The organism is Mesorhizobium sp. 01N446 (genome assembly GCF_056399285.1).
Window position 1 is genome coordinate 866349 of record NZ_JBFTRA010000001.1, and the last position, 24924, is coordinate 891272.

Sequence of the window (24924 nt, forward strand, 5' to 3'; positions counted from 1 at the left end):
GCAAGGCCGCAACGAGGAGAAGAATTTAGATGAAACTGTTGCGCTATGGCGAGGTGGGGAGCGAACGTCCCGGCCTGCTCGATGCGGATGGAACGATCCGCGATCTCTCCGCCCATGTCGCCGACATTGCCGGCACGGTGCTTCATCCCGCGTCACTGGAGATGCTGTCCAAGCTCGATGCGAAGTCGTTGCCGGCGGTTCCCGGCAAGCCCCGCCTCGGCGCCTGCGTCGCCGGTACCGGCAAGTTCATCTGCATCGGCCTCAACTATTCCGACCACGCCGCTGAAACCGGCGCCACCGTGCCGTCGGAACCGATCATCTTCATGAAGGCGAGCTCTGCCATTGTCGGCCCGGATGACGACGTGCTGATCCCGCGCGGCTCCGAAAAGACCGACTGGGAAGTCGAGCTCGCGGTGATCATCGGCAAGACGGCAAAATATGTCAGCGAAGCCGATGCGCTCGATTATGTCGCCGGCTATGCCGTCGCCCATGACGTCTCCGAGCGCGCCTTCCAGGCCGAGCGCCAGGGCCAGTGGACCAAGGGCAAGAGCTGCGACACGTTCGGCCCGACCGGCCCCTGGCTGGTAACCAAGGATGAGATCGCCGACCCGCAGAACCTGAAGATGTGGCTGACCGTCAACGGCAAGACCATGCAGAACGGCTCGACCAAGACCATGGTCTACGGCGTCAAGTATCTGGTTTCCTATCTCAGCCAGTTCATGTCGCTGCACCCCGGCGACATTATTTCGACGGGCACGCCGCCCGGCGTTGGCCTCGGCATGAAGCCGCCAGTGTTCCTGAAGGCCGGCGATGTGGTGGAACTGGGCATCGAGGGCCTGGGCCAGCAGAAGCAGACGTTCAAGGCGGATTTGTAAACTACGGAATTCCGGCGCTGCAGCCCTATGAGTCCCCCTCATCCGGCCGCTTCGCGGCCACCTTCTCCCCGCTGGGGAGAAGAGAAGGGCAGCGGCGCCGCAAGTCTCCTCTCCCCTCGGGGAGAGGTCAACCGAGCGAAGCGGAGGCTGGGTGAGGGGGAGCTGCGCTGCCCTACTTCAGCACTTTCCCGTCCGCGCCAAATCGATAGGTCTTCGCCGGATCGGGCGTCGCATAGAGCGTCGCGCCCGGCTCGGCATCGTACACCCCGAAAATCCGCACCGTGATCAGCCCGGCTTTCTCGCAGTCGAGATAGAGGTTGGTGTCGGCGCCGAGATGCTCGGCATGCACCACCGTGCCCTTCCAGGCACCCGACTTCGTATCCACCGTCAGATGCTCCGGCCGCACGCCGATGGTCTTGGCCGTTTCGCCGAGACGCGCGCCATCGATGAAGTTCATCTTCGGCGAGCCGATAAAGCCGGCGACGAACTCGTTTGCCGGTGAATTGTAGAGCTCCATCGGACCGCCGATCTGTTCGATGCGGCCGGCATTGAGCACGACGATCTTGTCGGCCAGCGTCATCGCCTCGACCTGATCGTGGGTGACGTAGATCATCGTCGCCTTGAGCCGGCGGTGCAGCTGCGCGATTTCCAGACGCGTGTTGACGCGCAGTGCCGCGTCGAGGTTGGACAAAGGCTCGTCGAAGAGGAAGAGCTTGGGCTCGCGCACCACGGCGCGGCCGATGGCGACGCGCTGGCGCTGGCCGCCGGAGAGTTCGGCCGGCCGCCTTTCGAGATAGGGCTCCAGCGAGAGCATGGACGAGGCGATGCCGATGCGGCGGTCGATCTCGGCAGCCGGCGTGCCGGCCTGTTTGAGGCCCAGCCCCATATTGTTCTTCACCGTCAGATGCGGATAGAGCGCATAGGTCTGGAACACCATGGCGATGCCGCGCTTGGCCGGCGGCGTGGCCGACACATCCGCGCCGTCGATGACCACCCGGCCCGAGGTGGAATCCTCCAGCCCGGCAATGACCCTCAGCAAGGTCGACTTGCCGCAGCCCGACGGGCCGACGAAGACGACGAATTCGCCATCGGTCACTTCGAGGTTGATGCCTTTCAGCACCTCGACCGGCCCGAAGGCCTTCTTCACATTTTCGATCTTCAGCGAGCCCACGGCTTCGTTCCTGTCGTTAGAGTTTGACGGCTGCGCCGCTGCGCACGCTCTCGTCTGCGGCAAGGCAGACGGCGAGCGACTTCACTGCGTCGTCCATGTGGCGGGTGAGGTCCAGGTCCTCGCGGATCGCCTTCAGCACGAAGGCCTGCTCGAGGTCGCAGAGGTCCTGGTGGCCGGGCTCGCCCGCCATCGACAGCATCTCGTCCGCCCTGACGAATTTGCCGTCCGGCCCGGTTTCAGCGCTGTGCAGGCGGATGGTCGAGGTCTTGGTGTGGGTGTCGATGTCATCCGACTTCACACCTTCCTTCATGACGATCGACACGCAGCCATTCGGCGACATGACGTCCTTTACGAAGAAAGCCGTCTCCGAAATCATCGGGCCCCAGCCGGCTTCGTACCAGCCGACCGAACCGTCATCGAACAGCACCTGCAGGTGGCCGTAATTGTACATCGAGGACGCGACCTCGTTGCTCAGCCGTACGCCCATGCCGCGCACCTCGACCGGTTTGGCGTCGGTGATCTGCAGCATGACGTCGAGATAGTGGACGCCGCAGTCGACGATCGGCGACGTCGTCTGCATCAGCTGCTTGTGCGTCTCCCAGGTGGGACCTGAGGATTGCTGGTTGAGGTTCATGCGGAAGACATAGGGGCCGCCGAGCTTGCGCGCCTCGGCGATCAGCCTGATCCAGGACGGGTGATGGCGCAGGATGTAGCCGATCACCAGCTTTTTGCCATTGGCCTTGGCCGCTGCAACGACGCGCTTGGCGTCCGCGACCGTCGTTGCCAGCGGCTTTTCGACAAAGACATGGCAGCCGGCCTCGAAGGCCCTCACCGCGTAGTCGGCGTGGCTGTCGGAATAGGTGGCGATGCAGGCGACATCGGGCTTTTCGTCGCGCAACGTGTCGTCGAAGGAGCGCCTGATGCCATAGCCGGACAGCCCGTCGGGCAGCGGCACGTCGGAGCGGTTGATCAGTGCCGCGATCTCGAAGCCCGGATTGGTGTGATAGGCCAGCGCATGGCTGCGGCCCATATTGCCGAGCCCGGCAACGACGACGCGAAGGGGTGGTTTTGAGCTCACCTAACGACTCCAGATATTACAGTTGTTCCTTCCGAGAGGGTGAAGGCTCCAGCAGAGATTTGTTGGTCTCCGCTCACTTGACGGCTCCGGAAGTAATGCCGCGGATCAGCTGCCGCGAGAAGATGACGTAGAGGATCAGCACCGGCATGATCGCCAGCGAGAGCGCGGCCAGGATGGCGTTCCAGTTGGTGACGAACTGGCCGAGGAAGAGCTGGGCGCCGAGCGTCACCGTCTTGGTCTCTTCCGAAGGCGCCAGGATCAGCGGGAACCACAGATCGTTCCAGATCGGGATCATGGTGAAGACGGCGACAGTGGCCATCGAGGGCCGCACCAGCGGCAGCACCAGGCGGAAGAAGATGGTATATTCCGACAGGCCGTCGATGCGGCCGGCATTCTTCAGATCGTCGGACACCTGCTTCATGAATTCCGACAGGATGAAGACGGCGAGCGGCAGGCCTTGCGCTGTGTAGACCAGGATCAGCGAGGTCAGCGTGTTGACCAGCCCGCTCGCCACCATCAATTGCAGGATGGCGACAGTGCCGAGCCGGATCGGGATCATGATGCCGAGCGCCAGGTAAAGCCCCATCAGCGTGTTGCCGCGAAAGCGGTATTCCGACAGCGCGAAGGCCGCCATGGCGCCGAACAACAGCACGAAGAACAGCGAGGCGACGGTGACGACGAGGCTGTTCTGGAAATAGTGGATGAAATCGCCCTGGCCGATGACGGTGGTGTAGCCGATCAGGTCGAATGTCTTCGGCGTCGGCGGCGTCAATGGCGCGCCAAAAATGCCGGCGCGGGATTTGAACGAATTCATGATCACCAGGATCACCGGAAACAGCGCGATCGCCGTGTAGGTCAAAAGGATCGCGTGGGCGCCGATGGTGCGGGGCAGCGAACGGGTGGCGGTGCTCATCTCTTGCCCCTCAGAACTGGTAGCGACGCAGGCGCGTCTGGACGAGGAAGAGGTAGACGCAGACGCCGCCGAGGATGATCAGGAACATCATCGTGGCGATCGCCGCGCCCATGTTGGGGTCGCCGACCTGCAGCTGGAAGCCGAAGAAGGCGCGGTAGAGGAAGGTGCCGAGAATGTCGGTCGAATAGTTCGGCCCGGCGAGCGCGCCTTGCGCGGTGTAGATCAGGTCGAAGGCGTTGAAATTGCCGACGAAGGTGAGGATGGAGATGATGCCGATCGAGGGCAGGATCAGCGGCAGCTTGATCTTCCAGAACTGCGACAGGCCGGTGATGCCATCGCATTCGGCGGCCTCGATCACCTCTTCGGGGATCGACAGCAGGGCGGCGTAGATCAGCATCATCGGAATGCCGACGAACTGCCACACCGAGATCAGGCTGAGCGCGGTCAGCGCGTATTCTTCCTTGCCGAGCCAGGGTGTGAAGAAGCTTTTCAGGCCGACCAGGTCCATCATATGCGGTGCGACCCCCCAGAGCGGCGACAGGATCAGCTTCCAGGCGAAGCCGACGATGACGAAAGACAGGATGGTCGGCACGAAGATCGCCGTGCGGTAGAAGGCCGCGAACCTGAGCCTCGGGCTGGACAGGAGGGCAGCCAGCATGACCCCGATCGGGTTCTGCACCAGCATGTGGATGATGAAGAACCAGACATTGTTGCGCAGCGCGTTCCAGAAATTCACCGACCAGTTCGGGTCGCCGAACAGGGTGCGGAAATTGTCCAGCCCGACGAAGATCTGGTGCTGCTCGATGTTGCGGAACAGCGACAGCTGCAGCGTGCCGGCGAGCGGCAGGATCATGATCGCCGTGTAGACGAGCACGGCCGGCGCCAGGAAAATGCCGATGTGCCAGCGAAACGGTCTTTTCGGTCTGATATCTGCGGCCATGAGTTCGGTCCCCGACGTCTCTCGGTTCCAGACGAATAGTGATGCTAGATGATGCCTCGATGCACGGCCCAGAAATCCTTGCCCGGTGCGGCAAGAACCAAGGCCTGCGACTGATCAGCTAGCCTTCCCCAAGACGAGCAAGGGTAAGGCCGCGAGGCGGTGCCGACAATCGCTATCTGAACGGATTTGTTCTGAGAGCCAGGGTATCCGGAACCGGCCAGGCATGCGCCCGGCCGGCTCCGTTGCCTGAGCTCTTACTTCGCCGGCTTGTACCAGCTGTCGAGACCGGTCTGCAGCTTCTTGGCCGCGGCTTCCGGCGTGTCGGTGCCGTTGATCACGTTGGCCGATTCAACCCAGGTCTCGTTTTCGAGGTTCGGCGTGCCGCGCGACAGGATCTGGTAGGTCGAGCGGATCGTCGACTTGCACTTGCCGCGCCAGGAGACGAATTCCTGCGCCAGCGGGTCCGCCATCTTCACCGGCGACGAGTTCAGGCTGAAGAAGCCCGGCAACGCGTTGGCGTAGATGGTGGCGAAATCAGGCGAAGCGACCCAGGACAGGAAGGTCTTGGCCGCGTCGGCGTGCTTGGAGGCTGCATTCAGGCCCATGCCGATATCGGTATGGTCGGAGATGTAGCAGGTGTCGCCGGCCTTCTCGACCGGCGGCGGGAAGGCGCCCATCTTGAACTGCGCCTGGGTGTTGAACAGGCCGATTTCCCACGAGCCGGCCGGGTAGATGGCGGCGCGGCCGAGCGTGAACAGGTTCTGGCTGTCCGGATAGGTCTGCGCCTCGAAGCCGTCGCCGAGATACGGCTTCCACTTGGCCAGTTCCTCATAGGGCGCGACCCAGTCCTTGTCGGTCAGCTTCTGCTCGCCCTTGATCAGCGCGGCGCGGCCGTCCTCGCCCTTCCAGTAGTTGGGGCCGATGTTCTGGTAGCCCATGGTCGCGGCTTCCCAGAGGTCCTTGGTGCCCATCGCCATCGGGATGTAGGTGCCGTCGGCCTTGATCTTGTCGAGCGCGGCGAAGAACTCGTCGCGGGTCGTCGGCACCTTGATGCCGAGCTTGTCGAAGGCGTCCTTGTTGTAGATGAAGCCGTGGATGACGGACGCCATCGGCACGCAGAAGCTCGCCTTGCCGTCATCGGTCTGCCAGGCGGACTTGGCCACCGGCGAGAAGTTTTCCATGCCGGGCAGCGCCGAGAGATCGGCGAGGTTGCCCTTCTTGTAGAGTTCAAGCGACTTGTCGAACGGGCGGCAGGTGATCAGGTCGCCCGCCGAGCCGGCGGCGAGCTTGGCGCCCAGCGCCGCGTCATATTCGGTCGGCGCCGATGGCGCGAACACCACCTTGATGCCGGGATTCTTGGCTTCGAAGGCCGGGATCAGCTTGTCCTTCCAGATGGCAAGGTCGTCGCCGCGCCAGCTTTCGATGTTGAGCGTTACGTCCTCGGCATAAGCAACCCCGGCCGAGCCGAGAATGCTGGTGCCCAGAAGCAGTGCCGTCAGTAGTTTCGTTGTCATGCTCAGTCTCCCTGTTGACCTTTTTCAGGTTCGGTTTTGATGAGAACAGAGGCTTCTGGCCCCTCGCTCCCCTCGCAAGCCGGTTTCACCCCCCGATGAAAATCGGATGAAACAGGCCCTACTTCTTTGTTCGAGCATGATCTTTTCCGGGATCATGCTCCAACGCGGAAAGGGCTGGCCGCAGCTTCTGGCCGGCCTCTTCCAGTATCTTCTGCGCCGCATCGGCGCTGTCGGCGCCGGCGGCGAGCAGAATGGCGGTCTTGACTGCGCCGCCGCTCTTTTCGAGCAGCAGGGCCGCTTCATCCCTGTCGCGCCCGCTGATGGCGGCGACGATGCGCGCGGCGCGGTCGCGCAGCTTGATGTTGTCGGCCATGAGATTGACCATATAGCCGTCATGGACATGGCCGAGATGGACGGCGGTCAGGGTCGACAGCATGTTGAGCGCGATCTTCTGCGCGGTGCCGGCGCCCATGCGCGTCGAGCCGGCGATCACTTCCGGCGGTGTTTCCAAGAGGATGGCGGTTTCGGCCTGGCGCAGCAGGGCCGAGTCCCGGTTGTTGGCGATGCCTATGGTGGCCGCACCCCGGCGGGCCGCCTCTTCGATGGCGCGCACGGCATAGGGCGTGGTGCCGCTGGCGGAAAGGGCGATCAGGCAATCGCCGGCACCGATGCCGGCCTTTACGACCGCCTCCGCGGCTTCCTCCGTATCATCCTCGGGCCCGCCGGCCAGCGTCCGGAAAGCGTCGTCGCCGCCGGCGATCAGGATGGCGATGCGGTCACGCCGGATGCCGAAAGTGCCGGGAAGCTCCAGGGCGTCGGCCAGCGCCATCAGGCCGGAACTGCCGGCAGCGGCATAGGCAAGCTTGCCGCCGCTAACCAGTCGCCCGGCAATGATCTCGGCTGCTTTGGCGATGGCGGGAATGGCGTCGCGGACGGCCTTGGCAGCCTCGATCTGCGCATCGGCCAGCGAAACGAGGATGGCTTCCGGAGCCTGGATATCCAGCCCCTCGGCATTCCTGTGAAGCGCTTCGGTGCGCGTTTCAGCCATCCGTGTTCCTCCAATACCAGAACAATACCAAAAAAATACCACTTGTCCACATGCATTAACGAAATCGCGGACAGGAAATCGATGAGCCGGCGAAATGTGTAGGGTTTTCAATAAAATACGGCTTAATCTTTTTGAAACGGAAATTAATCCTTGGCTATTGGTATTTTATTGGTATTATCCATCTGGAGGAGAAATCGCGTGAAATTCGTGCTCGGTATCGATGGCGGCGGCACCAGCTGCAGGGCCGCCCTGGCAACAGTGGACGGCGCCGTCATTGGCCGCGCCAAAAGCGGCGCCGCCAACATCCGCACCGACCTCACCGGGGCGCGCTCGAACATTGTCGACGCCGCGCGGCAGGCTTTCATCGCCGCCGGGCAGGATCCGGAACTGATCCCGCAGACACCCGCCATTCTCGGCCTTGCCGGCGCCAATGTCGGCACCTACCGGCAGCAGCTCGAAGCCATCCTGCCGTTCAGCATCAGCCGCGTCGAGACCGACGCGGAGATCGCGCTTGAAGGCGCGGTCGGCTCCGGTGACGGCGCCATGGCCATCCTCGGCACCGGCACCGCCTATATGGCGCGCAAGAATGGCAAGTCGCGCGCGATCGGCGGCTGGGGTTTCCAGGTCGGCGACCAGGGCAGCGGCGCCCGCATCGGCCGCGACCTGCTCGAACAAACCCTGCTTGCCCATGACGGCGTGCGCGCGCGCTCACCGCTGACCGACGCCATGATGGCGATCTTCCGCAACAATCCCGAGGACGTGGTGGAATTCACCACCAATGCCAAGCCCGGCGATTTCGGCGGCTTCGCGCCCAAGGTGTTCGAGCATGCCGAAAAGGGCGATGCCGTCGCCAACTGGATCGTCGACAAGGCGGTGAGCGATGTCGAGGCCTCGCTCGATGCGCTCGGCCTGTCGGATGACGCGCCGCTTTGCCTGCTCGGCGGGCTGGCGCCGCTCTATGCGCCGCGCCTGTCGGCGCGCTACCGCTCGCTGCTCAAGCCGCCGCTCGACGACGCGCTGGGCGGTGCGGTGCAGATGGCGGCGCGGCTTTTCGCCAAACCCGTGGAGGCGGCGCGATGAGCGACGCCGCCGACCAGATCTTCGCCACGCTGAAGCAATCCGCGCAGAGCGGCGCACCGCTCTATCTGCAGCTGCGCAAGAGCATCGAGGACGCCGTCAACCGAGGCTTGATCGGCCCCGGCGACGCGCTGCCCTCCGAGCGCGACATCGCCACCAAGGCCGACATTTCGCGCGTCACCGTGCGCAAGGCGGTGCAGGATCTGGTCAAGGGCGGCATCCTCGTCCAGCGCCATGGCTCCGGTACGTTCGTGGCGCCACGCATGGAGCGCGTCGAGCAATCGCTGTCGCGGCTGACCTCGTTCACCGAGGACATGGCGCGGCGCGGCATGGCGGTGCGTTCGGCCTGGCTTGATCGTGGGCTCTACGCCCCCTCGCCCGACGAGATGATGGTGCTTGGCCTGTCGTCGAGCGAACTGGTGGCGCGCGTGGCGCGCCTGCGCATCGCAAACGACACGCCGCTGGCTATCGAACGCGCCTCGCTGTCGGCCAGCGTGCTGCCCGACCCGGCGGGCATCGGCTCCTCGCTCTATGCCGCGCTGGAATTGACCGGCAACCGGCCGGTGCGGGCGGTGCAGCGCATCTCGGCCGCCAATCTTGGCGACAGCGATGCGCGCCTGCTCGAAGTGCCGCCGGGTATCGCCGGCCTGCACATCGAACGCATTTCCTATCTGGCGAGCGGCAAAGTGATCGAATTCACCCGCTCCATCTACCGGGGCGACGCCTATGATTTCGTCGCCGAACTGCGGCTGACAGGGCCGAGCGAAGAGGGCCGACCATGATCTCCACCCATATGCAACGCGAGATCGAGGAGATCCCGCAAGCCGTCGCCCGCCTGCTCGACGGCTCCGGCGCCGTGCTCGCCGAGGCCGGACGCGGCATCAAGGAGCGCAATCCTCATTTCGTCGTCACCGTGGCGCGCGGCTCGTCCGACCATGCCGCCACCTTCATGAAATATGCCGTCGAGCTGACCGCGGGCCTTGCCGTCGCCTCTGTCGGCCCGTCCATTGCCTCGATCTATGGCCGCAAGCTGCGGCTCGAGGGCTCGGCGTGCCTGGCGATCTCGCAGTCGGGCAAGAGCCCCGACATCGTCGCCATGGCCGAGACCGCACGCGCCGGCGGCGCGCTGACCATCGCCGTCACCAACATCGCCGACTCGCCGCTGGCGCGCGCCTCGGACTATGCGATCGACATCCTCGCCGGGCCTGAGCGCAGCGTCGCGGCCACCAAGACCTTCGTCAATTCCGCCGTCGCCGGCCTCGCGCTGATGGCGCACTCCACCGGCGACGATGCGCTTCTGGCGGCACTTGGCCGCTTGCCCGAGCATTTCGGCAAGGCGATCGCCTGCGACTGGATGAGCGTGCTCTCCGAAACCATCGAGAAGCAGAAATCACTGTTCATCCTCGGTCGCGGACCGTCGGCGGCGATGGCCAACGAGGCGGCGCTGAAATTCAAGGAAACCTGCGGCATGCACGCCGAGGCCTATAGTGCGGCCGAAGTCATGCACGGCCCGCTGGCGCTGATCGGCCCGGACTTCCCGGTGCTGGCATTGGCCGCGCGCGACGCGTCCGAGCCGTCGGTCGCAGAGGCCGCCGACGGTCTGGCGGCCAAGGGGGCGCCGGTGTTCGTCACCTCAGCGCTTGCCAACCGCGCCACGCGCCTGCCGCATGTCGCTACCGGTCATCCGCTGACCGATCCGCTGACGCTGATCGTGTCGTTCTACGTGTTCGTCGAGGCCTTCGCGCGCCACCGCGGCCTCGATCCGGACACGCCGCGCAATCTTCGCAAGGTGACGGAGACCGTATGAGCAACCGTTTTGCCCTGACTGGCGCCCGCATTTTCGACGGCGACGACTGGCATGATGGCCACGCTTTGGTCGTGCGCGACGGCCTCGTCGAGGCTATTTTGCCCACAGGCGCCATCGGCTCTGATATCCGCACCGTCGAGACCGGCGGCGGCATGCTGGCGCCGGGCTTCGTCGACATCCAAGTCAATGGCGGCGGCGGCGTCATGCTCAACGACCACCCCGATGTCGCCTCGATCGAAACCATATGCCGGGCGCATGCGCCGTTCGGCACGACGGCGCTGCTGCCGACGCTGATCACCGACACGCCGGAGATCACCGCGTCCGCCATCGCCGCCGGCGAGGCCGCCGCCTTGCAACAGGTGCCAGGCTTCCTCGGCCTGCATCTCGAAGGCCCGCATCTGTCGATCGCGCGCAAGGGCGCGCATGATCCGGCGCTGATCCGGCCGATGACGGATGCCGACCAGGCGATGCTGATCGCGGCGCGGCAAAAGCTGCCGGTGCTGCTCACCACGATCGCGCCTGAATCCGTCGATCCGGCGCGCGTTGCGGCCTTGGCCAAGGCCGGCATCATCGTCAGCCTCGGCCATTCCGACACGTGTTACGCCACGGCAAAGGCCTTCGCCGAGGCCGGCGCCGGCGTGGTCACCCATCTGTTCAACGCCATGAGCCAGATCGGCAACCGCGAGCCTGGCCTCGTCGGCGCGGCCATCGACATCGGCACCTTGTCCGCCGGGCTGATCGCCGACGGCATCCATGTCCATCCGGCCAGCATCAGAACGGCGCTCGATGCCAAAAAAGGGCCGGGCAAGATCGTGCTGGTCTCCGACGCCATGGCGACGATCGGCACCGACATGACCTCGTTCACGCTGAACGGCCGCACCATCTACCGCCGGGACGGAAGTCTGCGGCTCGCCGACGGGACACTGGCGGGCGCCGACCTCGACATGATCTCGGCCGTGCGCTTCATGCACGATGTCGTCGGCATCGATCTGTCCGAGGCCTTGCGGATGGCCTCGCTCTATCCGGCGCAGGCGATCGGCCAGTCGCACCGGCTTGGCCGCCTGGCCAACGGCACGGCGGCCGACATCGTTGCGCTATCGGACGATCTTGGCATAGGAAGCGTCTGGATCGGCGGCGCCAAAGTGTTCGAGGCCGGCCCTCCACGCTGAGAGCGAGGCCATGCAGACAATCGATTGTGTCGTCGCCGGAGCGGGCGTCGTCGGGCTTGCCGTCGCCAGGGCGCTTGCTCTGGCGGGCCGCGAGGTGGTGGTGATCGAGCAGGCCGATGCGATCGGCACCGTCACCAGTTCGCGCAATTCCGAAGTTATCCATGCCGGCCTCCATTATGCGCCGGGAAGCCTGAAGGCCCGGCTCTGCGTCGAAGGGCGCCGGCGTCTCTATGGCTACTGCGCCGAACACGACATCGCCCATGCCTGCACCGGCAAGCTCATCGTCGCCAGCGAGCACGGCCAGACGGACGGGTTGCGGAAGATCGAGGCCAATGCGCGACGCTGCGGCGTCGACGATCTCCAATTCCTGACGCAAAGCGAGGCCGAAAGCCTGGAGCCGGCGCTGACATGCGCCGGCGCACTGCTGTCGCCATCGACGGGCATTGTCGACAGCCATGCGCTGATGCAGTCGCTGCGTGGCGACGCCGAAGCTGCCGGCGCATCCTTCGCCTTCCTGACCACCGTTGCCGGGGCGACGATCGGGGCCGACCGGATCCGGATCGACACGCGTGACGCGAATGGCGAGGCCTTCGCCCTGGCGGCCGGCGCCTTCATCAATGCAGCAGGCCTCGATGCGCAGGCCGTGGCCGGCCGGATCGAGGGTTTCCCACAGCGGCTCATCCCCAGGCAGTGGCTGGCGCGTGGAAATTATTTCGCGCTTCCGGGCCGGTCGCCCTTTTCGAGGCTGATCTATCCGGTTCCGGTCGACGGCGGCCTCGGCGTCCATCTGACGCTCGACCTCGGCGGCAGCGCGCGCTTCGGGCCCGATGTCGAATGGATCGATCATGTCGATTACACCGTCGATCCCGGCCGAAGCGCCGTCTTCTACGAGGCGATCCGGCGCTATTGGCCCGGTCTCGCCGTCGGCACCCTGCAGCCGGCCTATGCCGGGGTCCGGCCGAAACTATCCGGCCCGGGCCAGGCGGCGGCCGATTTCATGATCCAGGGTCCGGCCGATCATGGCGCCGGGCGGATCGTCAACCTGTTCGGCATAGAGAGCCCCGGCCTGACGGCAAGCCTGGCGATCGCCGACCATGTCGTCGAGCTTTTGTATACTCGATTATAAGCGCCACCGGGAATCTGTCGCCTCCGGCTGATGTCATGAAACCTTTCGATTTCGAGGCCGTTGTCGGGGCGTATGTCCGAGGCGAAACCCAGATCGAAACCGGCCGACGGCATCCCGCGCGGCACCCCGAAGCCGCAACGGCAAAAGCCGCGTGGCCAGAAACCACGCGAGGACGAGCCGCGCGACAAGAAGCCACGCAACAAGAAGGCATCGGCCGTCGAAGCGGCGGCTTCCGAGATCGTTGGTGAAGCGCCCCCGCCGGAGGCTGTCGAACCTGATCCCAAGCTGACGCCCGAGGAAGCCGAACAGGCGCGCAAGAAATACCTGCTCAGGCGGTTCTGGATCAGCGGGCGCGGCTATTGGGGACGGCACGGCGACAAGCTCGCCTGGCCGCTGACGATCGGACTGTTGATCCTGATCTGCGTCAATGTCGGCTTCCAGTACGGGATCAATGTCTGGAACCGTGCCATCTTCGACGCCATCGAGAAGCGCGACGCCCACACCGTCTATTTCCTGAGCGCGGTGTTCATCCCGCTTGTGCTCGGCAGCATCAGCCTTGTCGTCACACAGGTCTATCTGCGCATGACCATGCAGCGCCGCTGGCGGTCCTGGCTAACCACCTCGGTGATAGCGCGCTGGCTCGCCAACGGCCGCTACTATCAGCTGAATCTCGTGCAGGGCGACCACCAGAACCCCGAGGCCCGCCTTTCGGAGGATCTGCGGGTGGCCACCGAAGCGCCCGTCGACTTCGTTGCCGGCGTCATTGTCGCCACCCTGTCGGCCTCGACCTTCATCGTTGTGCTGTGGACGATCGGCGGGGCGTTGAGCGTCAGCCTGGGAGGCTCGACCTTCACCGTGCCCGGCTTCCTCGTCATCACCGCGGTGATCTATGCCGCGATCACCTCCACCTCGATGTTCATCATCGGCCGCGATTTCGTGCGGCTGTCCGAAGAGAAGAACCAGACGGAAGCCGAATTCCGCTACGTGCTGACGCGCGTGCGCGAAAACGGCGAGAGCATCGCCTTGCTGGGCGGCGAGGAAGAGGAACGAAGCGGCATCGACAAGACCTTTGCCGGCGTGTTGAAACGCTGGGCGCAATTGACCGGCCAGCACATGCGCACGGCGCTGGTTTCGCAGGGCTCGAGCCTGTTCGCGCCGGTCGTGCCAGTCCTGCTGTGCGCGCCGAAGTTCCTCGATGGCTCGATGTCGCTCGGCCAGGTCATGCAGGCGGCCTCCGCCTTCGCCATCGTGCAGGGCGCCTTCGGATGGCTGGTGGACAACTACCCGCGCCTTGCCGACTGGAACGCCTCGGCACGCCGCATCGCCTCGCTGATGATGTCGCTCGACGGGCTGGAACGTGCCGAGCAGAGCGACGAGCTCGGGCGCATCCAGCACGGCGAGACCAAGGGCGATACGATGCTCTCCCTCGACAATCTCTCCGTGACGCTCGATGACGGCACGTCCGTGGTCAAGGAAACCGAAGTCGGGGTCGAAGCAGGCGAGCGCGTGCTGGTGTCGGGCGAATCCGGCTCGGGCAAATCAACGCTGGTGCGGGCGATCGCCGGCCTGTGGCCCTGGGGCAGCGGCGGCGTCAATTTCCATCCCGACAAGCGATTGTTCATGCTGCCGCAGCGGCCCTACATCCCTTCCGGCACGCTTCGCCGCGTGGTCGCCTACCCCGCGGCCGCCGACAATTGGAAGCTTGAACAGATCAAGGCCGCCCTCGACAAGGTCGGCCTCGGCCACCTCACGGGGCGGATCAAGGAGGAAGCGCCCTGGGACCAGACCTTGTCGGGCGGCGAAAAACAGCGGGTTGCCTTCGCGCGGCTCCTGCTGCATCGCCCCGACATCGTCGTGCTGGACGAGGCGACCTCGGCGCTGGACGAAAAGAGCCAGGACCAGATGATGCAAACGGTGATCCGCGAATTGCCCGAGGTCACCATCGTCAGCGTGGCGCACCGCGCCGAACTGGAAGCCTTCCACACCCGCAAGATCACGCTGGAGCGGCACAAGGGCGGCGCGAAACTGGTCGGGGATATCGATCTCGTGCCGCGCAAGCGCAAACGCGGCCTGCTCCAGCGCGCCTTGTGGGGCTCCGGCACGAGGGCCGAAAAGCCGCGCAAGACGGCGAAGCGGTAGTCAGGACACGTAAAGATTCTTGTAGGCGTCGCGCAGAAGATTCTTTTGCACCTTGCCCATCGTGTTGCGCGGCAATTCGTCGACGAAGATCACCTGCTTCGGGTGCTTGTACCTAGCCACGCGTTCGGCAATGGCGGCGAGGATTTCGGCCCCGGTGATCTGTGTCCCCGGCGCCCGCACGACGACCGCGGTGACGCCTTCGCCGAAATCCGGATGGGCGACGCCGATGACGGCGCTTTCCATGACCCCGTCAAGCGCGTCGATCTCGCTTTCGAGCTCCTTCGGATAGATATTGTAGCCACCCGAAATGATCAGGTCCTTGCCGCGGCCGACAATATGGACATAGCCATCGGTGTCGACCATGCCGAGATCGCCCGTGATGAAGAAACCGTCGGTGCGGAATTCCGCCTTGGTCTTTTCCGGCATGCGCCAGTAACCGCCAAATACGTTCGGACCCTTGACCTCGATCACGCCGACCTCGCCTTGGGCCAGCGGCTTGCCGCTGTCGGGGTCGGCGATGCGCAAAGCGACACCTGGCAAGGGGAAGCCGACCGTGCCGGCGCGCCGCTCGCCCTCATAGGGGTTCGACGTGTTCATGTTGGTTTCGGTCATGCCGTAGCGTTCGAGGATGGCGTGGCCGGTGCGCTCGCGCCAGGCCTTGTGCGTTTCGGCCAGCAGCGGCGCCGAGCCGGACACGAACAGGCGGATGTTTTTCGCCGCCTCGCGATCCAGGCCGTCCTGCTGCAGCAGCCTGGTATAGAAGGTCGGCACGCCCATCAGCGCCGTGGCGCGCGGCAACAGCGCGACAATGCGGGCCGGATCGAATTTCTGCTCGAACAGCATCGCGGCGCCGGCCATCAGGACGACGTTGGTGGCGACGAACAGGCCATGGGTGTGGAAGATCGGCAAAGCGTGGATCAGCACGTCGCCCGGCGTGAAGCGCCATTGCTCGACCAGCACCCGCGCATTCGAGGCCAGGTTCTCGTGGCTGAGCATGGCGCCTTTCGAGCGGCCTGTCGTTCCCGACGTGTAGAGGATTGCCGCCAGGTCATCAGGCCCGCGCGCCACGTCGTGAAAATCCGACGGCAGACGCGAGGCCTGGTCCGTCAGGGATCCCCGGCCGTTGCGATCGAGCGTGACCACGACGGCACCCGATGGCTCGACCATGCGCCCGATATCGGCCGCCTTTGCTGGATCGCAGACGACGAGCCGGGGCTCCGCATCCCCGAAGAAATAGCCGAGCTCGGTCAGCGTGTAGGCGGTGTTGAGCGGCAGGAAGACGGCACCGGCGCGCACGCAGGCGAGATAGAGCAGCAGCGCCTCCGGGCTCTTCTCGACCTGCACGGCAACCCGGTCACCCGGCTTTACATCCAACTGCAAAAGCGCATGCGCGAACTGTGCCGACCGCGCCAGCATGTCGCCATAGCTGAGCGAGCGCCCATCATCGGCTTCCATCAACGGACTTGCCGGCGCCGGCATCCGGGACCGGAACGCATCGAACAGATGATTGCTCATGAAGTCTTTTCCTGGGGTGGTGGAACGGCAGGCCTTGCATGCGTCGCAAGCTGCATGGGTTGGCGGCGAAGCGTTCGCGTTTCTCCGCGATGCCGTCAAGACTGGAGATGGCGGTTCACAAAGGCAATCGCTTTCCGACTTGTGGCGGAACCTGCCAATCGCCGAGGTCGGCGCTGCCCCTCATTGCCCTGCCGGGCATTTCTCCCCGTATAGTGACGGGGAGAAAGAGGCTGGCCGCAACGCAGGCGCCCTTTCTGCAATGCTGACAATTGGCGAAAGCGGCGATGACAGCGCCCCTCTCCCCGTCACTATACGGGGAGAGGGTGCCGGCAGGCAGGTGAGGGGCGGCGCTGGCCTGGACAATAGTGCGTCGCGGCGGTTCGCCCAACCGCGTCAACTAAAAGGCTACTCGCGAAGGCTCGCCAGCTGAGTAATCACCGCCGGGCGCGTTCGGCCGAGGCGGCGACCTTTGAGACTTCGCCTTGCTTGAAGCGTTCCATGCATATGGAAGCGGTCAGTTGGTAGTGATTGATCAGCGCCTGGACGGCGCCGTCGGCATTGCCGTCCAGCGCGCATTCGGCGATCAGCCGGTGTTCGGCGAAATCGTCGCGCTGGGCGCTTTCGCCGTCATTGGCCATCTGCCGGTAGCGATAGGCGTGATCGGAAAGCTGATCGCAGAAGCCCACCAGCCAGTGCGACCGGCAGGCCGAAATCAGCACCCGATGGAAGGTGCGGTGCAATTTCTCCCAGTCCGGATCGAGCGACGTGGCATTTTGCGGCGACATACGTGAGGCGCGGCCCAGGCGATGCAGCGCCAGCACCACCTGTTCTTCCCATTCAGCGGTGCGGTGGGCGATGGATTCGCGAAGCGCCCGCTCCTCGAGCCAGCAGCGGGTGCGCGTCAGCTCCTCGAGCTCCGTCGCACTGACCGGCATGATGAAAAAGCCACGCTGGTCGTGGCGACCAAGAAGCCCTTCGGAGGCAAGGCGATTGAGGGCTTCACGAACCGGGGAAGCGCCGGCGCCATATTTGGAAACAACCCACTCGACACGCAGTTTGCTTTCGGTTTCGAGAGCGCCGCCGAGAAGATCATCCCGCAATTGTTGGTAGACCGTGCTGGCAAGTGTGCTCTTGGATCCTGTGCCGTCGTCGTTCAGGTTGGCAGCTCCGTATGTCAAGGCTCACTCCTTGTCCCCAGTTTTCCGGGCAATGCGAGTCCGAGAAGGATCTTCCGTACATGTACCCTACAGTGTCTGCGTCAAGGGGCTCAAGCAGAAGATGGCGCTATTGTACTTAAGCACAAAGGAATATATCCCGATCTGCATCCGATCGTGGAAATTCGCATATCTCTACAACCAGCAGAAACTTAACATGTTTTGTATGCACGCAGGATTATCTGTTTCTTGTGTGCTTGTGCGAGCATCTTTTCTGTCGCGCGCAAAGACAGGCCGGTTCTCCCGAATCACGGCCTCCGGTGCGCGGTGATTCGGGTGCGGCGGACCCTGAAAGGTCATGTCCGCATGGGGACTCTTAGCCGACCGTTGGATTTTGAGCCGGAAGGGAACGCGATGCGCTAGCCGGCGGCCTTGTCGGCCGCTGTCCTGATCGCCTCGATGTTGGCGCGGTAGGCTTCGACGCTGTCGCCCTTGAAGATGGCCGCACCCGCCACCAGCACATCGGCGCCGGCCGCTGTGACCAGGGGAGCTGTTTCGGGCGAGACACCGCCATCGATCTCGATGCGGATCGGCCGGTCACCGATCAGCGCCTTGACCCTTCTCACCTTGTCGACGATCCCGGGAATGAAGGCCTGGCCGCCAAAGCCCGGATTGACGGTCATGATCAGGATCAGGTCCAGCCGGTCGAGCACATATTCGATCATCGTTTCCGGCGTCGCCGGATTGAGCGACACGCCCGCCTTCTTGCCGAGATTCCTGATGGTCTGCAGCGAGCGGTCGAGATGCGGCCCGGCCTCGGCATGCACCGTCATGCCGTCACAGCCGGCTTCGGCGAAGGCGGCGAGATAGGGATCGGCCGGCGCAATCATCAGATGGCAGTCGAAGAAGGCCTTGGTGCGGTTGCGTATCGCCTTGATGACAGGCGGGCCGAAGGTGATGTTGGGGACGAAATGGCCATCCATGACATCGAGATGGATCCAGTCGGCGCCCGCGGCGGCGACGGCTTCGACCTCGTCGCCGAGCTTCGAAAAGTCCGAAGCCAGCACCGACGGTGCGATCAAGGTCTTTCTGCTCATCTCGAGGCCTTTCCGGGCGCCCTTTTCATACCGGTCGCTCTGGACCGACTGCCTAATGCGCGGCGGGTGACTTGTCGAGGGTGCAGACACGGCGGCTCCACAGGCTTGGGTGGCGTTGCCGCGTCTTTGCTCCCCGATTGCGCCGCGTCACGAAGAAACCCGCCGGATCGCTCCGGCGGGTTTCTGGTCTGGCGTCGAGCAGATCCTTACTGCTGCTGGAGCTTCAGGATTCTGTTTGGTACCGGATCCTGCTGATCGACCTGCGGCTGACGCCGTGGCAGCACCTGCTGCAGCAGCAGTCCCGGGTTGATCTCCAGCGATGGTTGTCCTCGGATCGGGCGGCAGTTTGGATACCGTCCGATCGTGCCTTCCGGGCAGCGCCGCTTGAAGATCGGCTGGCACTGGCCATCGATCATCTGCGTGCCCGGCGCGCATTCCGTCTGTGGCCTGGGCCTGCGGCATGCGCCGTCGATCACTTCGGTCCCACGCGGACAGACACACTCGCCGCGCTTGTTGTGGACCTGGCCGCGTATGTCGCACTGCTCCAGTTGCGGCTGCTTGCGCCGGCATGCGCCGTCGATCACCTCGGTCCCACGCGGGCAGACGCAATCGCCATTGGCATCGTGCACCTGGCCGCGGATGGCGCACTGCTCAGGCTTCGGCCTCGCCGGACGGCAGGCSCCGTTGCGCASCTCGGTSCCYYGCGGRCAGACGCAATCGCCATCGCCATTGCGGATCTGGCCGGGGATGCGGCACTCYTGAGGCTTCGGCCGCACCGGACGGCAGGCGCCGTTGCGCACCTCGGTCCCTTGCGGGCAGACRCAATCGCCATTGGCATCATGGATCTGGCCGCGGATGGTGCACTGCTCGGGCCTGTCGGTCCTGACGCACTTCCCGTTCTCCAGCGCCGTGCCGCGCGGGCAGATGCAGCGCCCGTCCTCGGTGCGGATCTGGCCTTCGAGCAGCACGCAGCGCTTCGGCGGCGGCGGTGGCGTCGGCAGAATGTTGGTGCCGCCGCCAGTGCACTGGCCGTTGCGGAAGGTGGTGCCTTCCGGGCAGACGCAGCGGCCGGCATCGTTCATGACGAAGCCTGGCGAGCACTCCTTCTTCACCTCATGGGTGATGATGAAGGGGTGGCACGCATAGGCCTTGCCGCGATCGCCCTGCGCATTGGCAGCATCCTTGGGCAGCACGTCGCCGCCGCCCTGCACCCGCGAGTCGGGAGACAGGACGCCAACGCAGTTCTGGCCATTGACGTTGCCCTGCAGATTGGCGAGACGCCCGTCGTCGGGAATGACCACGGTGACGTGATGCGACTGGCTTTCGCCGGCGCCGAGCGTCAGGTTGGCGATGCAGGACAGAGGCAGGGTCGACGGTTCGGGCGAACAGCCGAAGGGCGGGTCGATCGAGGTGATCGCAACGCCGTCCAGCCGGCCGAGACCCTCCACACCGATCGCATCGCCGATGCGGACAGGGCCGGAGAAGGGGCTCGTCCCGTCATTGGTGATGGTGATGTCGAACGAGCATGGCTGGCCCAGCCGGCACTCGCGGTCGCCGGTCTTTTCGACACGGATGGTCGAAGAGCCGCCGCCCTTGGCGCAGGCCTGGCCGATCGGATAGACGACGTCGTCGCCTGGCGCCGGTCCGTAGGAGCCGCGCGCGCAGTTCTCGAACTCGCCATTGGCCGAGACCGTCACGTCGAAGTGCCGGCTGGTTCCGGGCGTCATGACGGCGCCGGGAATCTGGCACGACAGCGTGTTGGCCGGAACCGGCCCGCACGCCCATTCCGCGCCGTCGGGGGTGACGGTCTGGATCTGGACGGGCGCGCCGCCCGACACCAGCGTGGCGGCATCGTTGACCCGCACCGGACCGGTGGGGGCTGCCGTGCCGGCGTTGGAGACGGTGATGCGGCAAGAGACGACCGCGGCACCGGCGAGCGAGCCGTTGCACACCTTGGTGATGCGCAGGCCTGGCTTGCCGCCATTGGGACGGCGGATGCGTTCCTTGGCGCAGGCCTTGTTGTTGGTGAGGTCGACCTCACCGGGAATGGCCTTCACCGCGGCGCAGTTCTCGACCGTGTCCGACTGATAGCCTGCCGGCATGACCGCCTTGACGAAGATCGGCGTCGAGGCGCCCGCGGGCAGCGAGATGCCGGCATTGTCGCAGCGGAACTGGCCGGGGCCGTTCGGACCGCATGTCCAGGGCGGGCTCGGCCCGAAGGTCGAGGAGGCCGGCGCGCCGCCAGGATAGTTGTCGATCACCGTCAACGGCCCGTTATAGGTCGACGTGCCGTTGTTGATGATGTCGATCACGAAGTAGCAGACGCCGTCCGGCGTGCAGACCGGGATGCGCGCGCGCTTCTTCAGGATCAGGTCGACCTTCTTCTCGACCGGCGGCTGGCAGTCGCGGTCACGATCGCCACGGCGGCAGATCGGGATCGAGGCGCAGCCACGGTCGTTCGACTGGCTGCCGAACAGCGGCTTGCCGCTGGCCGGATAATTGTAGGTGGCGCAGTTGCGCAGCACCTTGCCTTGCCAGCCCCCGACCGGCTTGAAGCCGAGCTTGAGGTCGACCAAGGCCCCCGGATTAAGCGTGGTCACCGGATGGGTGCAAGTCATCGGGGTGGAGCCGGGGACGCAGACCCAGGGCGGATTGGGCCCTGAACTCAGCGTCGAGCCGGCCGGCAACGTCACCTCGTCGAGCACGATCTTGCCGTTGTAGGGCGCGGTGCCGACATTGGTGACCCGGATGGTGAAGTCGCAGCCGCCGGCCATGGTGCAGCGCGCGACATCGGCGCGTTTCTCGACCTTGAGGTCCGGCTCCTTGTCCTTGGGCGGGCAGCGCTGGTCACGCGGGATGACGATGTCGATGGTCTGCGTGCAGCACAGGCCCCAGCCCTCCTTCGGGCCGGCATAGGTCTCGATGCCGGTGACGATGAGGTGGATGACGTCGCCGGGCGATGCGCCGACGATCTTCCAGTTGAGCACGCCGCCGCCCGGAGGCACCAGCTGGGTGTCGGGGATGATGGTGATGCCGGGCGTGGTGGTCGACACCTGCACCCATTTGCCGCCCATCTCGGGGCCGACAGGCATGTGGTAGATGAAGGCGCCGCCGCCGGGCACGCAATCGACCGTGCCGCGTTCCACCTTGAAGCATTCCTTGCCGGGAGGTGGCGGTGGCGGGTTGCACTTGGTGATATCGATCTTGATCGAGGTCTTGACGCCGGTCTTGAAGTCGCCGTCGTCGGGCTTGCTCGGATCCTGCGACGGGAGGATGGCCCCGGTGCCGACGCCCGGCGTCGCCTTGATCACACCCTGGTTGTCGACGATCGTCGGCGCGGGAAACGCCGCGTGGTCGATCTTGGCGGTGATCCGGAAATTGATGACGCGTTCGTTCGCAGCACCGGCGCCGTCGAGATCGGCGGCGGAGAGCCGGAAATCGGAAACCGTCGCCGTGTCGTTGGGATTTGCCGAGGTGATGATCGAAGCGCCCGGCAGGGGCCCGCCGGAGGCATCCGTGCCGTCGCCGGACACATTGACGTTGACGATGGCAAGGCCGTGCGGAAGCTGGTCCTTGAAGTCGAGCTTGAGCTTGTTCAGCCTGGCCGCGAGGCTTGGGTCGGCAAAGCCTTGCGGATCGCCGCGCAAGCCGAAGCTCAGCGAGTAGACGACGTAGTCGCAGCCTCGTTGAGTGCCTGTCTTGGTGAAGAAAGGCACGAGCCGGTCCGGCCTCGGATTGACGACGCGCGAATTGTCGAGGTCGAGCTTCAGTTCCGGGCTGATCGGAGCGGCGTCTTCCGCGTGGCTTGCGAGAGGGGTGAACATGGCGACCGCGATACCGGCCGCCATCAGCCAGCGCGCGCCGCGCCTGGCGTATGACAGGGGTTTCATGATCGTCTCCATGACGGTTGAGTTGTTTTGCGCGAGCGGGGAGAGTGCGAGATCGTTCATCTTCCCCTCCTCAACGTTCGCAGCTGACGGCTGGGGTGCGGAGCGGCAAGGTCATCTTGCAGCAAGGGTAGTAGCCACCCTTGTCCTTGTCGGACTTCCTGTAGAAGCAAAGTCCAACATCCACTCTGTCGCCCGGATAGTGGCCGGTGATGCCGATCGTGTAAGGCGCGCCGGGCGCATGCGACATGGGTGAGGTCACCCCGACGCCTGGCGTCCTGGACTGGGCCTTGATCGAATCGCCGCCGAAGCCGGCATGGTCATGGAGATAGAGATCGGCCTCGAGGCCCGAAGGCGTGCAGTAATACCTGATATCCTCGACATCGAGACAGGGAGGCAGATTGCCGGGCGGTGGGAAGTCCGGCGGGTAGAAAGGTGGCAGGTAGCCGCCCGGGATTTCTTCATAATAGCCGGCGCGGCCCTCGCAGGGGTGCCAGACGGCGACGTCGCCGACATGGCCTTCCACCTCGGGATCCTCGAAATAGCCGTCGAAATCGACGAACCAGGAGCCGAAGGGCGGCACGTTGGCCGGCTTGACCAGGTCCTTGGGCGTGATCTGCACGCCATGCACGGCGAGCGGCCCGCCGGCGGCGAGCTGGTCGGCAAGCGTCGGGTTGTCGCGCAATTTGTCGCCGGTGTTGACCAGCGTCTGCGTGCAGACCGAGGTGTCGAGATTGCCGTCGGCGTCATAGCCATATTGCAGGTCGAGGCCGCCGGCCGACTGCCTGTTGCCCTGCGGGAACCCGACCGCATATTCCTGCGGCACTTCCACCCAGACCGATTCCGTTGCCGGATCGTCAGGGTTTTCTCTGAAATAGCGGATGACCTCGCCTTTGCCGGAATCGGCGAACTGGCTGTAATCATAGCGGTTTTCGACCGGGCCGCGCTGGGCCAGATACATGAAGCCGCTGTTGTCGAAGGCGATGTCGGTGACGGCGTAGTCCTTGTCGGCCTTCACAGTCAGCTCCCAGCGCGGGTCGCCGGCAAAGCTGCCGTCGCGGGCAATACCCACCGACCAGATTTCCGACTTTTCGCCGACCGAATAATAGAGCCGGCCGCCATGATAGGAGACGGCCCAGACGCGGCGCTCGTCCTGGGTGTAACCCCAGGTCTCGGGGTCTTCCGTGTCGAAGGCGGCGCCATGTATGTCCATCACCGCGCCATCGTCGGCGACCGGAGCCAGACTGTGCGCCGGGCGCCCGGCGACGCCATGATCGAACGTGTCGATCAGCCCACCGTTGGCGTCGATGCGATGGATCAGGCCGGTGTCGAGGTCCGAGGCGAAGAACTGGCGGTGATTGGGATCGAAGTTGAGGTTGCCGATGCCGGGACCGCTGTTGGTATCGATATCGGCGAATTTGGCGACCTGGCCGGTGATGCCGTCGATCTTCCAGATGGTGCCCGGCCCGCCACCGTTTTCGGTGCCGAACTGGCCATCCATGAAGGTGGCACCCGCCGTGCCGCGGCGCTGCCGCTCCGGCCTGCCGTCGCTGTCGGTATCGGGCGTGACGATGCGGATGCCGTGCAGCGAGGTGGCGGCGGCGTAGAGGTTGGGAATGCCCGACGGAACGCCGTCGCGCACGCCGTCATCATAGGTGACGCCGAAAACCTGGCCGATCTGGCCCGCCGTCACCTCGAAAGGCGGCGGCGTGAAGACGAGCTGGCCCGAAGCCGGCCCGCCGAGATGCGAAACGTCGAAAACGCGCAAGGTGGCGCGTGTGGTGTCGATGAAGGTTTCGTCGACCGGATCGACGCCGGGCGGCAGGCCTTCATCGAAATTCGGGATGACGGTGCCGGAAAATCCGGTGACCGCCATCGAACCGGGGTAGATGATCTGGGTGTCCTGCGCCTGGGCGGCGCCGCCAAACCAAATGCCGGCGGTCAGGGCAAATGCAAGAAGTCCGCCGGTTGCCTTGATCAGGCGGTGTAAACGGCTGGTGCGAGAAGACACGAACAGGCCGTGATCGCAAGACATGGAACTCCCCCCGAAGTCTACGGGAGGAACTTCCGGTTGGGCCGCGCGAACCAGGGCAAGGCGCGGCGGTCCGGCTCGTTCTTCCCTGCTCGAATTGTCTGCTTTCCTCATTGTCACGATACGCCTGCTCTTACGCAGGGTCAACGGAATCAGCGGGAAGCCCAGCGCATCGACCCCGTCCCGAAGGCGGTGGTCGCGCCGAGCTCCTGTTGTTCCCGGAGACCCAGGAGTCTCGGGGTTGCTGGTCATGGGGGGCTTCCTTTCCGGGCCGCACCATGCGGCACCTGGACCTCAGTCGCGGCCGGAGGTGGAAAGGTTCACGGAAGCCTTGCGCAGAATGCTTGCGCCCGATGCCGCCTGTTCTTATATACGCGCCAAG

18 protein-coding genes are annotated in these 24924 nt (G+C 64.8%); 7 read left to right on the top strand and 11 right to left on the bottom strand.

Annotated elements, in window-relative coordinates:
- The first annotated feature begins 29 nt into the window (after nucleotides 1–29).
- A complete protein-coding gene (locus AC1DPX_RS04030; RefSeq protein ID WP_477234735.1) occupies nucleotides 30–875 on the top strand; it encodes a fumarylacetoacetate hydrolase family protein in 846 nt (281 codons plus the stop codon).
- A gap of 172 nt (nucleotides 876–1047) precedes the next feature.
- Here the strand turns inward: AC1DPX_RS04030 and AC1DPX_RS04035 are convergent, their stop codons facing one another.
- The 6 genes from AC1DPX_RS04035 to AC1DPX_RS04060 form a co-directional block, all read right to left on the bottom strand.
- On the bottom strand, nucleotides 1048–2046 hold the full coding sequence (locus tag AC1DPX_RS04035; RefSeq protein WP_140890099.1) for an ABC transporter ATP-binding protein: 999 nt from the start codon (nucleotides 2044–2046) through the stop codon (nucleotides 1048–1050).
- Nucleotides 2047–2062: 16 nt separating this feature from the next.
- Nucleotides 2063–3124 (bottom strand): Gfo/Idh/MocA family protein, encoded by a 1062-nt coding sequence (locus AC1DPX_RS04040; protein ID WP_477234737.1) that lies wholly within the window; start codon nucleotides 3122–3124, stop codon nucleotides 2063–2065.
- Between the two features lie 73 nt (nucleotides 3125–3197).
- Nucleotides 3198–4037, bottom strand: coding sequence for a carbohydrate ABC transporter permease (locus AC1DPX_RS04045; RefSeq protein ID WP_096452266.1), 840 nt, complete (start codon nucleotides 4035–4037; stop codon nucleotides 3198–3200).
- Nucleotides 4038–4047: 10 nt separating this feature from the next.
- Complete coding sequence (locus AC1DPX_RS04050) at nucleotides 4048–4977, bottom strand: carbohydrate ABC transporter permease (RefSeq protein WP_202356931.1); 930 nt, start codon at nucleotides 4975–4977, stop codon at nucleotides 4048–4050.
- Nucleotides 4978–5231: 254 nt separating this feature from the next.
- A complete protein-coding gene (locus AC1DPX_RS04055; RefSeq protein WP_202356932.1) occupies nucleotides 5232–6491 on the bottom strand; it encodes an ABC transporter substrate-binding protein in 1260 nt (419 codons plus the stop codon).
- 118 nt (nucleotides 6492–6609) lie between these two features.
- Nucleotides 6610–7539: an N-acetylmuramic acid 6-phosphate etherase gene (locus AC1DPX_RS04060; RefSeq protein ID WP_477234739.1), complete on the bottom strand. Its 930-nt coding sequence runs from the start codon at nucleotides 7537–7539 to the stop codon at nucleotides 6610–6612.
- Between the two features lie 198 nt (nucleotides 7540–7737).
- Between AC1DPX_RS04060 and AC1DPX_RS04065 the strand changes: the two genes are divergently transcribed.
- From AC1DPX_RS04065 to AC1DPX_RS04090, 6 genes are all read left to right on the top strand, one after another.
- Entirely contained in the window at nucleotides 7738–8619 is an 882-nt protein-coding gene (locus tag AC1DPX_RS04065) for a glucosamine kinase nucleotide-binding domain-containing protein (RefSeq protein ID WP_477234741.1), read from the top strand.
- Nucleotides 8616–9398: a GntR family transcriptional regulator gene (locus tag AC1DPX_RS04070; protein ID WP_095202943.1), complete on the top strand. Its 783-nt coding sequence runs from the start codon at nucleotides 8616–8618 to the stop codon at nucleotides 9396–9398. Before AC1DPX_RS04065 ends, AC1DPX_RS04070 begins: the two co-directional genes overlap by 4 nt.
- Nucleotides 9395–10423, top strand: a complete 1029-nt coding sequence (locus tag AC1DPX_RS04075) for an SIS domain-containing protein (RefSeq protein WP_477234743.1) — start codon at nucleotides 9395–9397, stop codon at nucleotides 10421–10423. The genes AC1DPX_RS04070 and AC1DPX_RS04075 overlap by 4 nt, the downstream gene beginning before the upstream one ends.
- Nucleotides 10420–11592, top strand: a complete 1173-nt coding sequence (gene nagA / locus AC1DPX_RS04080; protein ID WP_477234745.1) for an N-acetylglucosamine-6-phosphate deacetylase — start codon at nucleotides 10420–10422, stop codon at nucleotides 11590–11592. The genes AC1DPX_RS04075 and nagA overlap by 4 nt, the downstream gene beginning before the upstream one ends.
- Before the next feature lie 10 nt (nucleotides 11593–11602).
- Entirely contained in the window at nucleotides 11603–12718 is a 1116-nt protein-coding gene (locus tag AC1DPX_RS04085; RefSeq protein WP_477234747.1) for an NAD(P)/FAD-dependent oxidoreductase, read from the top strand.
- Nucleotides 12719–12790: 72 nt separating this feature from the next.
- A complete protein-coding gene (locus AC1DPX_RS04090; protein WP_477234749.1) occupies nucleotides 12791–14857 on the top strand; it encodes an ABC transporter ATP-binding protein/permease in 2067 nt (688 codons plus the stop codon).
- On the opposite strand, the gene AC1DPX_RS04095 is transcribed toward AC1DPX_RS04090, so the two are convergent.
- The 5 genes from AC1DPX_RS04095 to AC1DPX_RS04115 all read right to left on the bottom strand — a co-directional run bounded on the left by AC1DPX_RS04095 (nucleotide 14858) and on the right by AC1DPX_RS04115 (nucleotide 24545).
- Nucleotides 14858–16372: a malonate--CoA ligase gene (locus tag AC1DPX_RS04095; protein ID WP_477234751.1), complete on the bottom strand. Its 1515-nt coding sequence runs from the start codon at nucleotides 16370–16372 to the stop codon at nucleotides 14858–14860.
- A 434-nt stretch (nucleotides 16373–16806) separates the two neighbouring features.
- Nucleotides 16807–17550: a GntR family transcriptional regulator gene (locus AC1DPX_RS04100; protein WP_477234753.1), complete on the bottom strand. Its 744-nt coding sequence runs from the start codon at nucleotides 17548–17550 to the stop codon at nucleotides 16807–16809.
- A gap of 395 nt (nucleotides 17551–17945) precedes the next feature.
- On the bottom strand, nucleotides 17946–18623 hold the full coding sequence (gene rpe / locus AC1DPX_RS04105; RefSeq protein ID WP_284276587.1) for a ribulose-phosphate 3-epimerase: 678 nt from the start codon (nucleotides 18621–18623) through the stop codon (nucleotides 17946–17948).
- A 206-nt stretch (nucleotides 18624–18829) separates the two neighbouring features.
- Nucleotides 18830–22573 (bottom strand): DUF7929 domain-containing protein, encoded by a 3744-nt coding sequence (locus tag AC1DPX_RS04110; protein ID WP_477234755.1) that lies wholly within the window; start codon nucleotides 22571–22573, stop codon nucleotides 18830–18832.
- 10 nt (nucleotides 22574–22583) lie between these two features.
- Entirely contained in the window at nucleotides 22584–24545 is a 1962-nt protein-coding gene (locus tag AC1DPX_RS04115) for a hypothetical protein (RefSeq protein WP_477234756.1), read from the bottom strand.
- Nucleotides 24546–24924 lie beyond the last annotated feature (379 nt).

Excerpts from the sequence above, each read along its gene's own strand:
- AC1DPX_RS04045 (WP_096452266.1), bottom strand. The coding sequence starts at position 4,037 with ATGAGCACCGCCACCCGTTCGCTGCCCCGCACCATCGGCGCCCACGCG.
- AC1DPX_RS04060 (WP_477234739.1), bottom strand. The coding sequence starts at position 7,539 with ATGGCTGAAACGCGCACCGAAGCGCTTCACAGGAATGCCGAGGGGCTG.
- AC1DPX_RS04090 (WP_477234749.1), top strand. The coding sequence starts at position 12,791 with ATGTCCGAGGCGAAACCCAGATCGAAACCGGCCGACGGCATCCCGCGC.
- AC1DPX_RS04075 (WP_477234743.1), top strand. The coding sequence starts at position 9,395 with ATGATCTCCACCCATATGCAACGCGAGATCGAGGAGATCCCGCAAGCC.
- AC1DPX_RS04070 (WP_095202943.1), top strand. The coding sequence starts at position 8,616 with ATGAGCGACGCCGCCGACCAGATCTTCGCCACGCTGAAGCAATCCGCG.
- AC1DPX_RS04095 (WP_477234751.1), bottom strand. The coding sequence starts at position 16,372 with ATGAGCAATCATCTGTTCGATGCGTTCCGGTCCCGGATGCCGGCGCCG.
- AC1DPX_RS04030 (WP_477234735.1), top strand. The coding sequence starts at position 30 with ATGAAACTGTTGCGCTATGGCGAGGTGGGGAGCGAACGTCCCGGCCTG.
- AC1DPX_RS04050 (WP_202356931.1), bottom strand. The coding sequence starts at position 4,977 with ATGGCCGCAGATATCAGACCGAAAAGACCGTTTCGCTGGCACATCGGC.
- AC1DPX_RS04055 (WP_202356932.1), bottom strand. The coding sequence starts at position 6,491 with ATGACAACGAAACTACTGACGGCACTGCTTCTGGGCACCAGCATTCTC.
- AC1DPX_RS04115 (WP_477234756.1), bottom strand. The coding sequence starts at position 24,545 with ATGTCTTGCGATCACGGCCTGTTCGTGTCTTCTCGCACCAGCCGTTTA.
- rpe (WP_284276587.1), bottom strand. The coding sequence starts at position 18,623 with ATGAGCAGAAAGACCTTGATCGCACCGTCGGTGCTGGCTTCGGACTTT.
- nagA (WP_477234745.1), top strand. The coding sequence starts at position 10,420 with ATGAGCAACCGTTTTGCCCTGACTGGCGCCCGCATTTTCGACGGCGAC.
- AC1DPX_RS04085 (WP_477234747.1), top strand. The coding sequence starts at position 11,603 with ATGCAGACAATCGATTGTGTCGTCGCCGGAGCGGGCGTCGTCGGGCTT.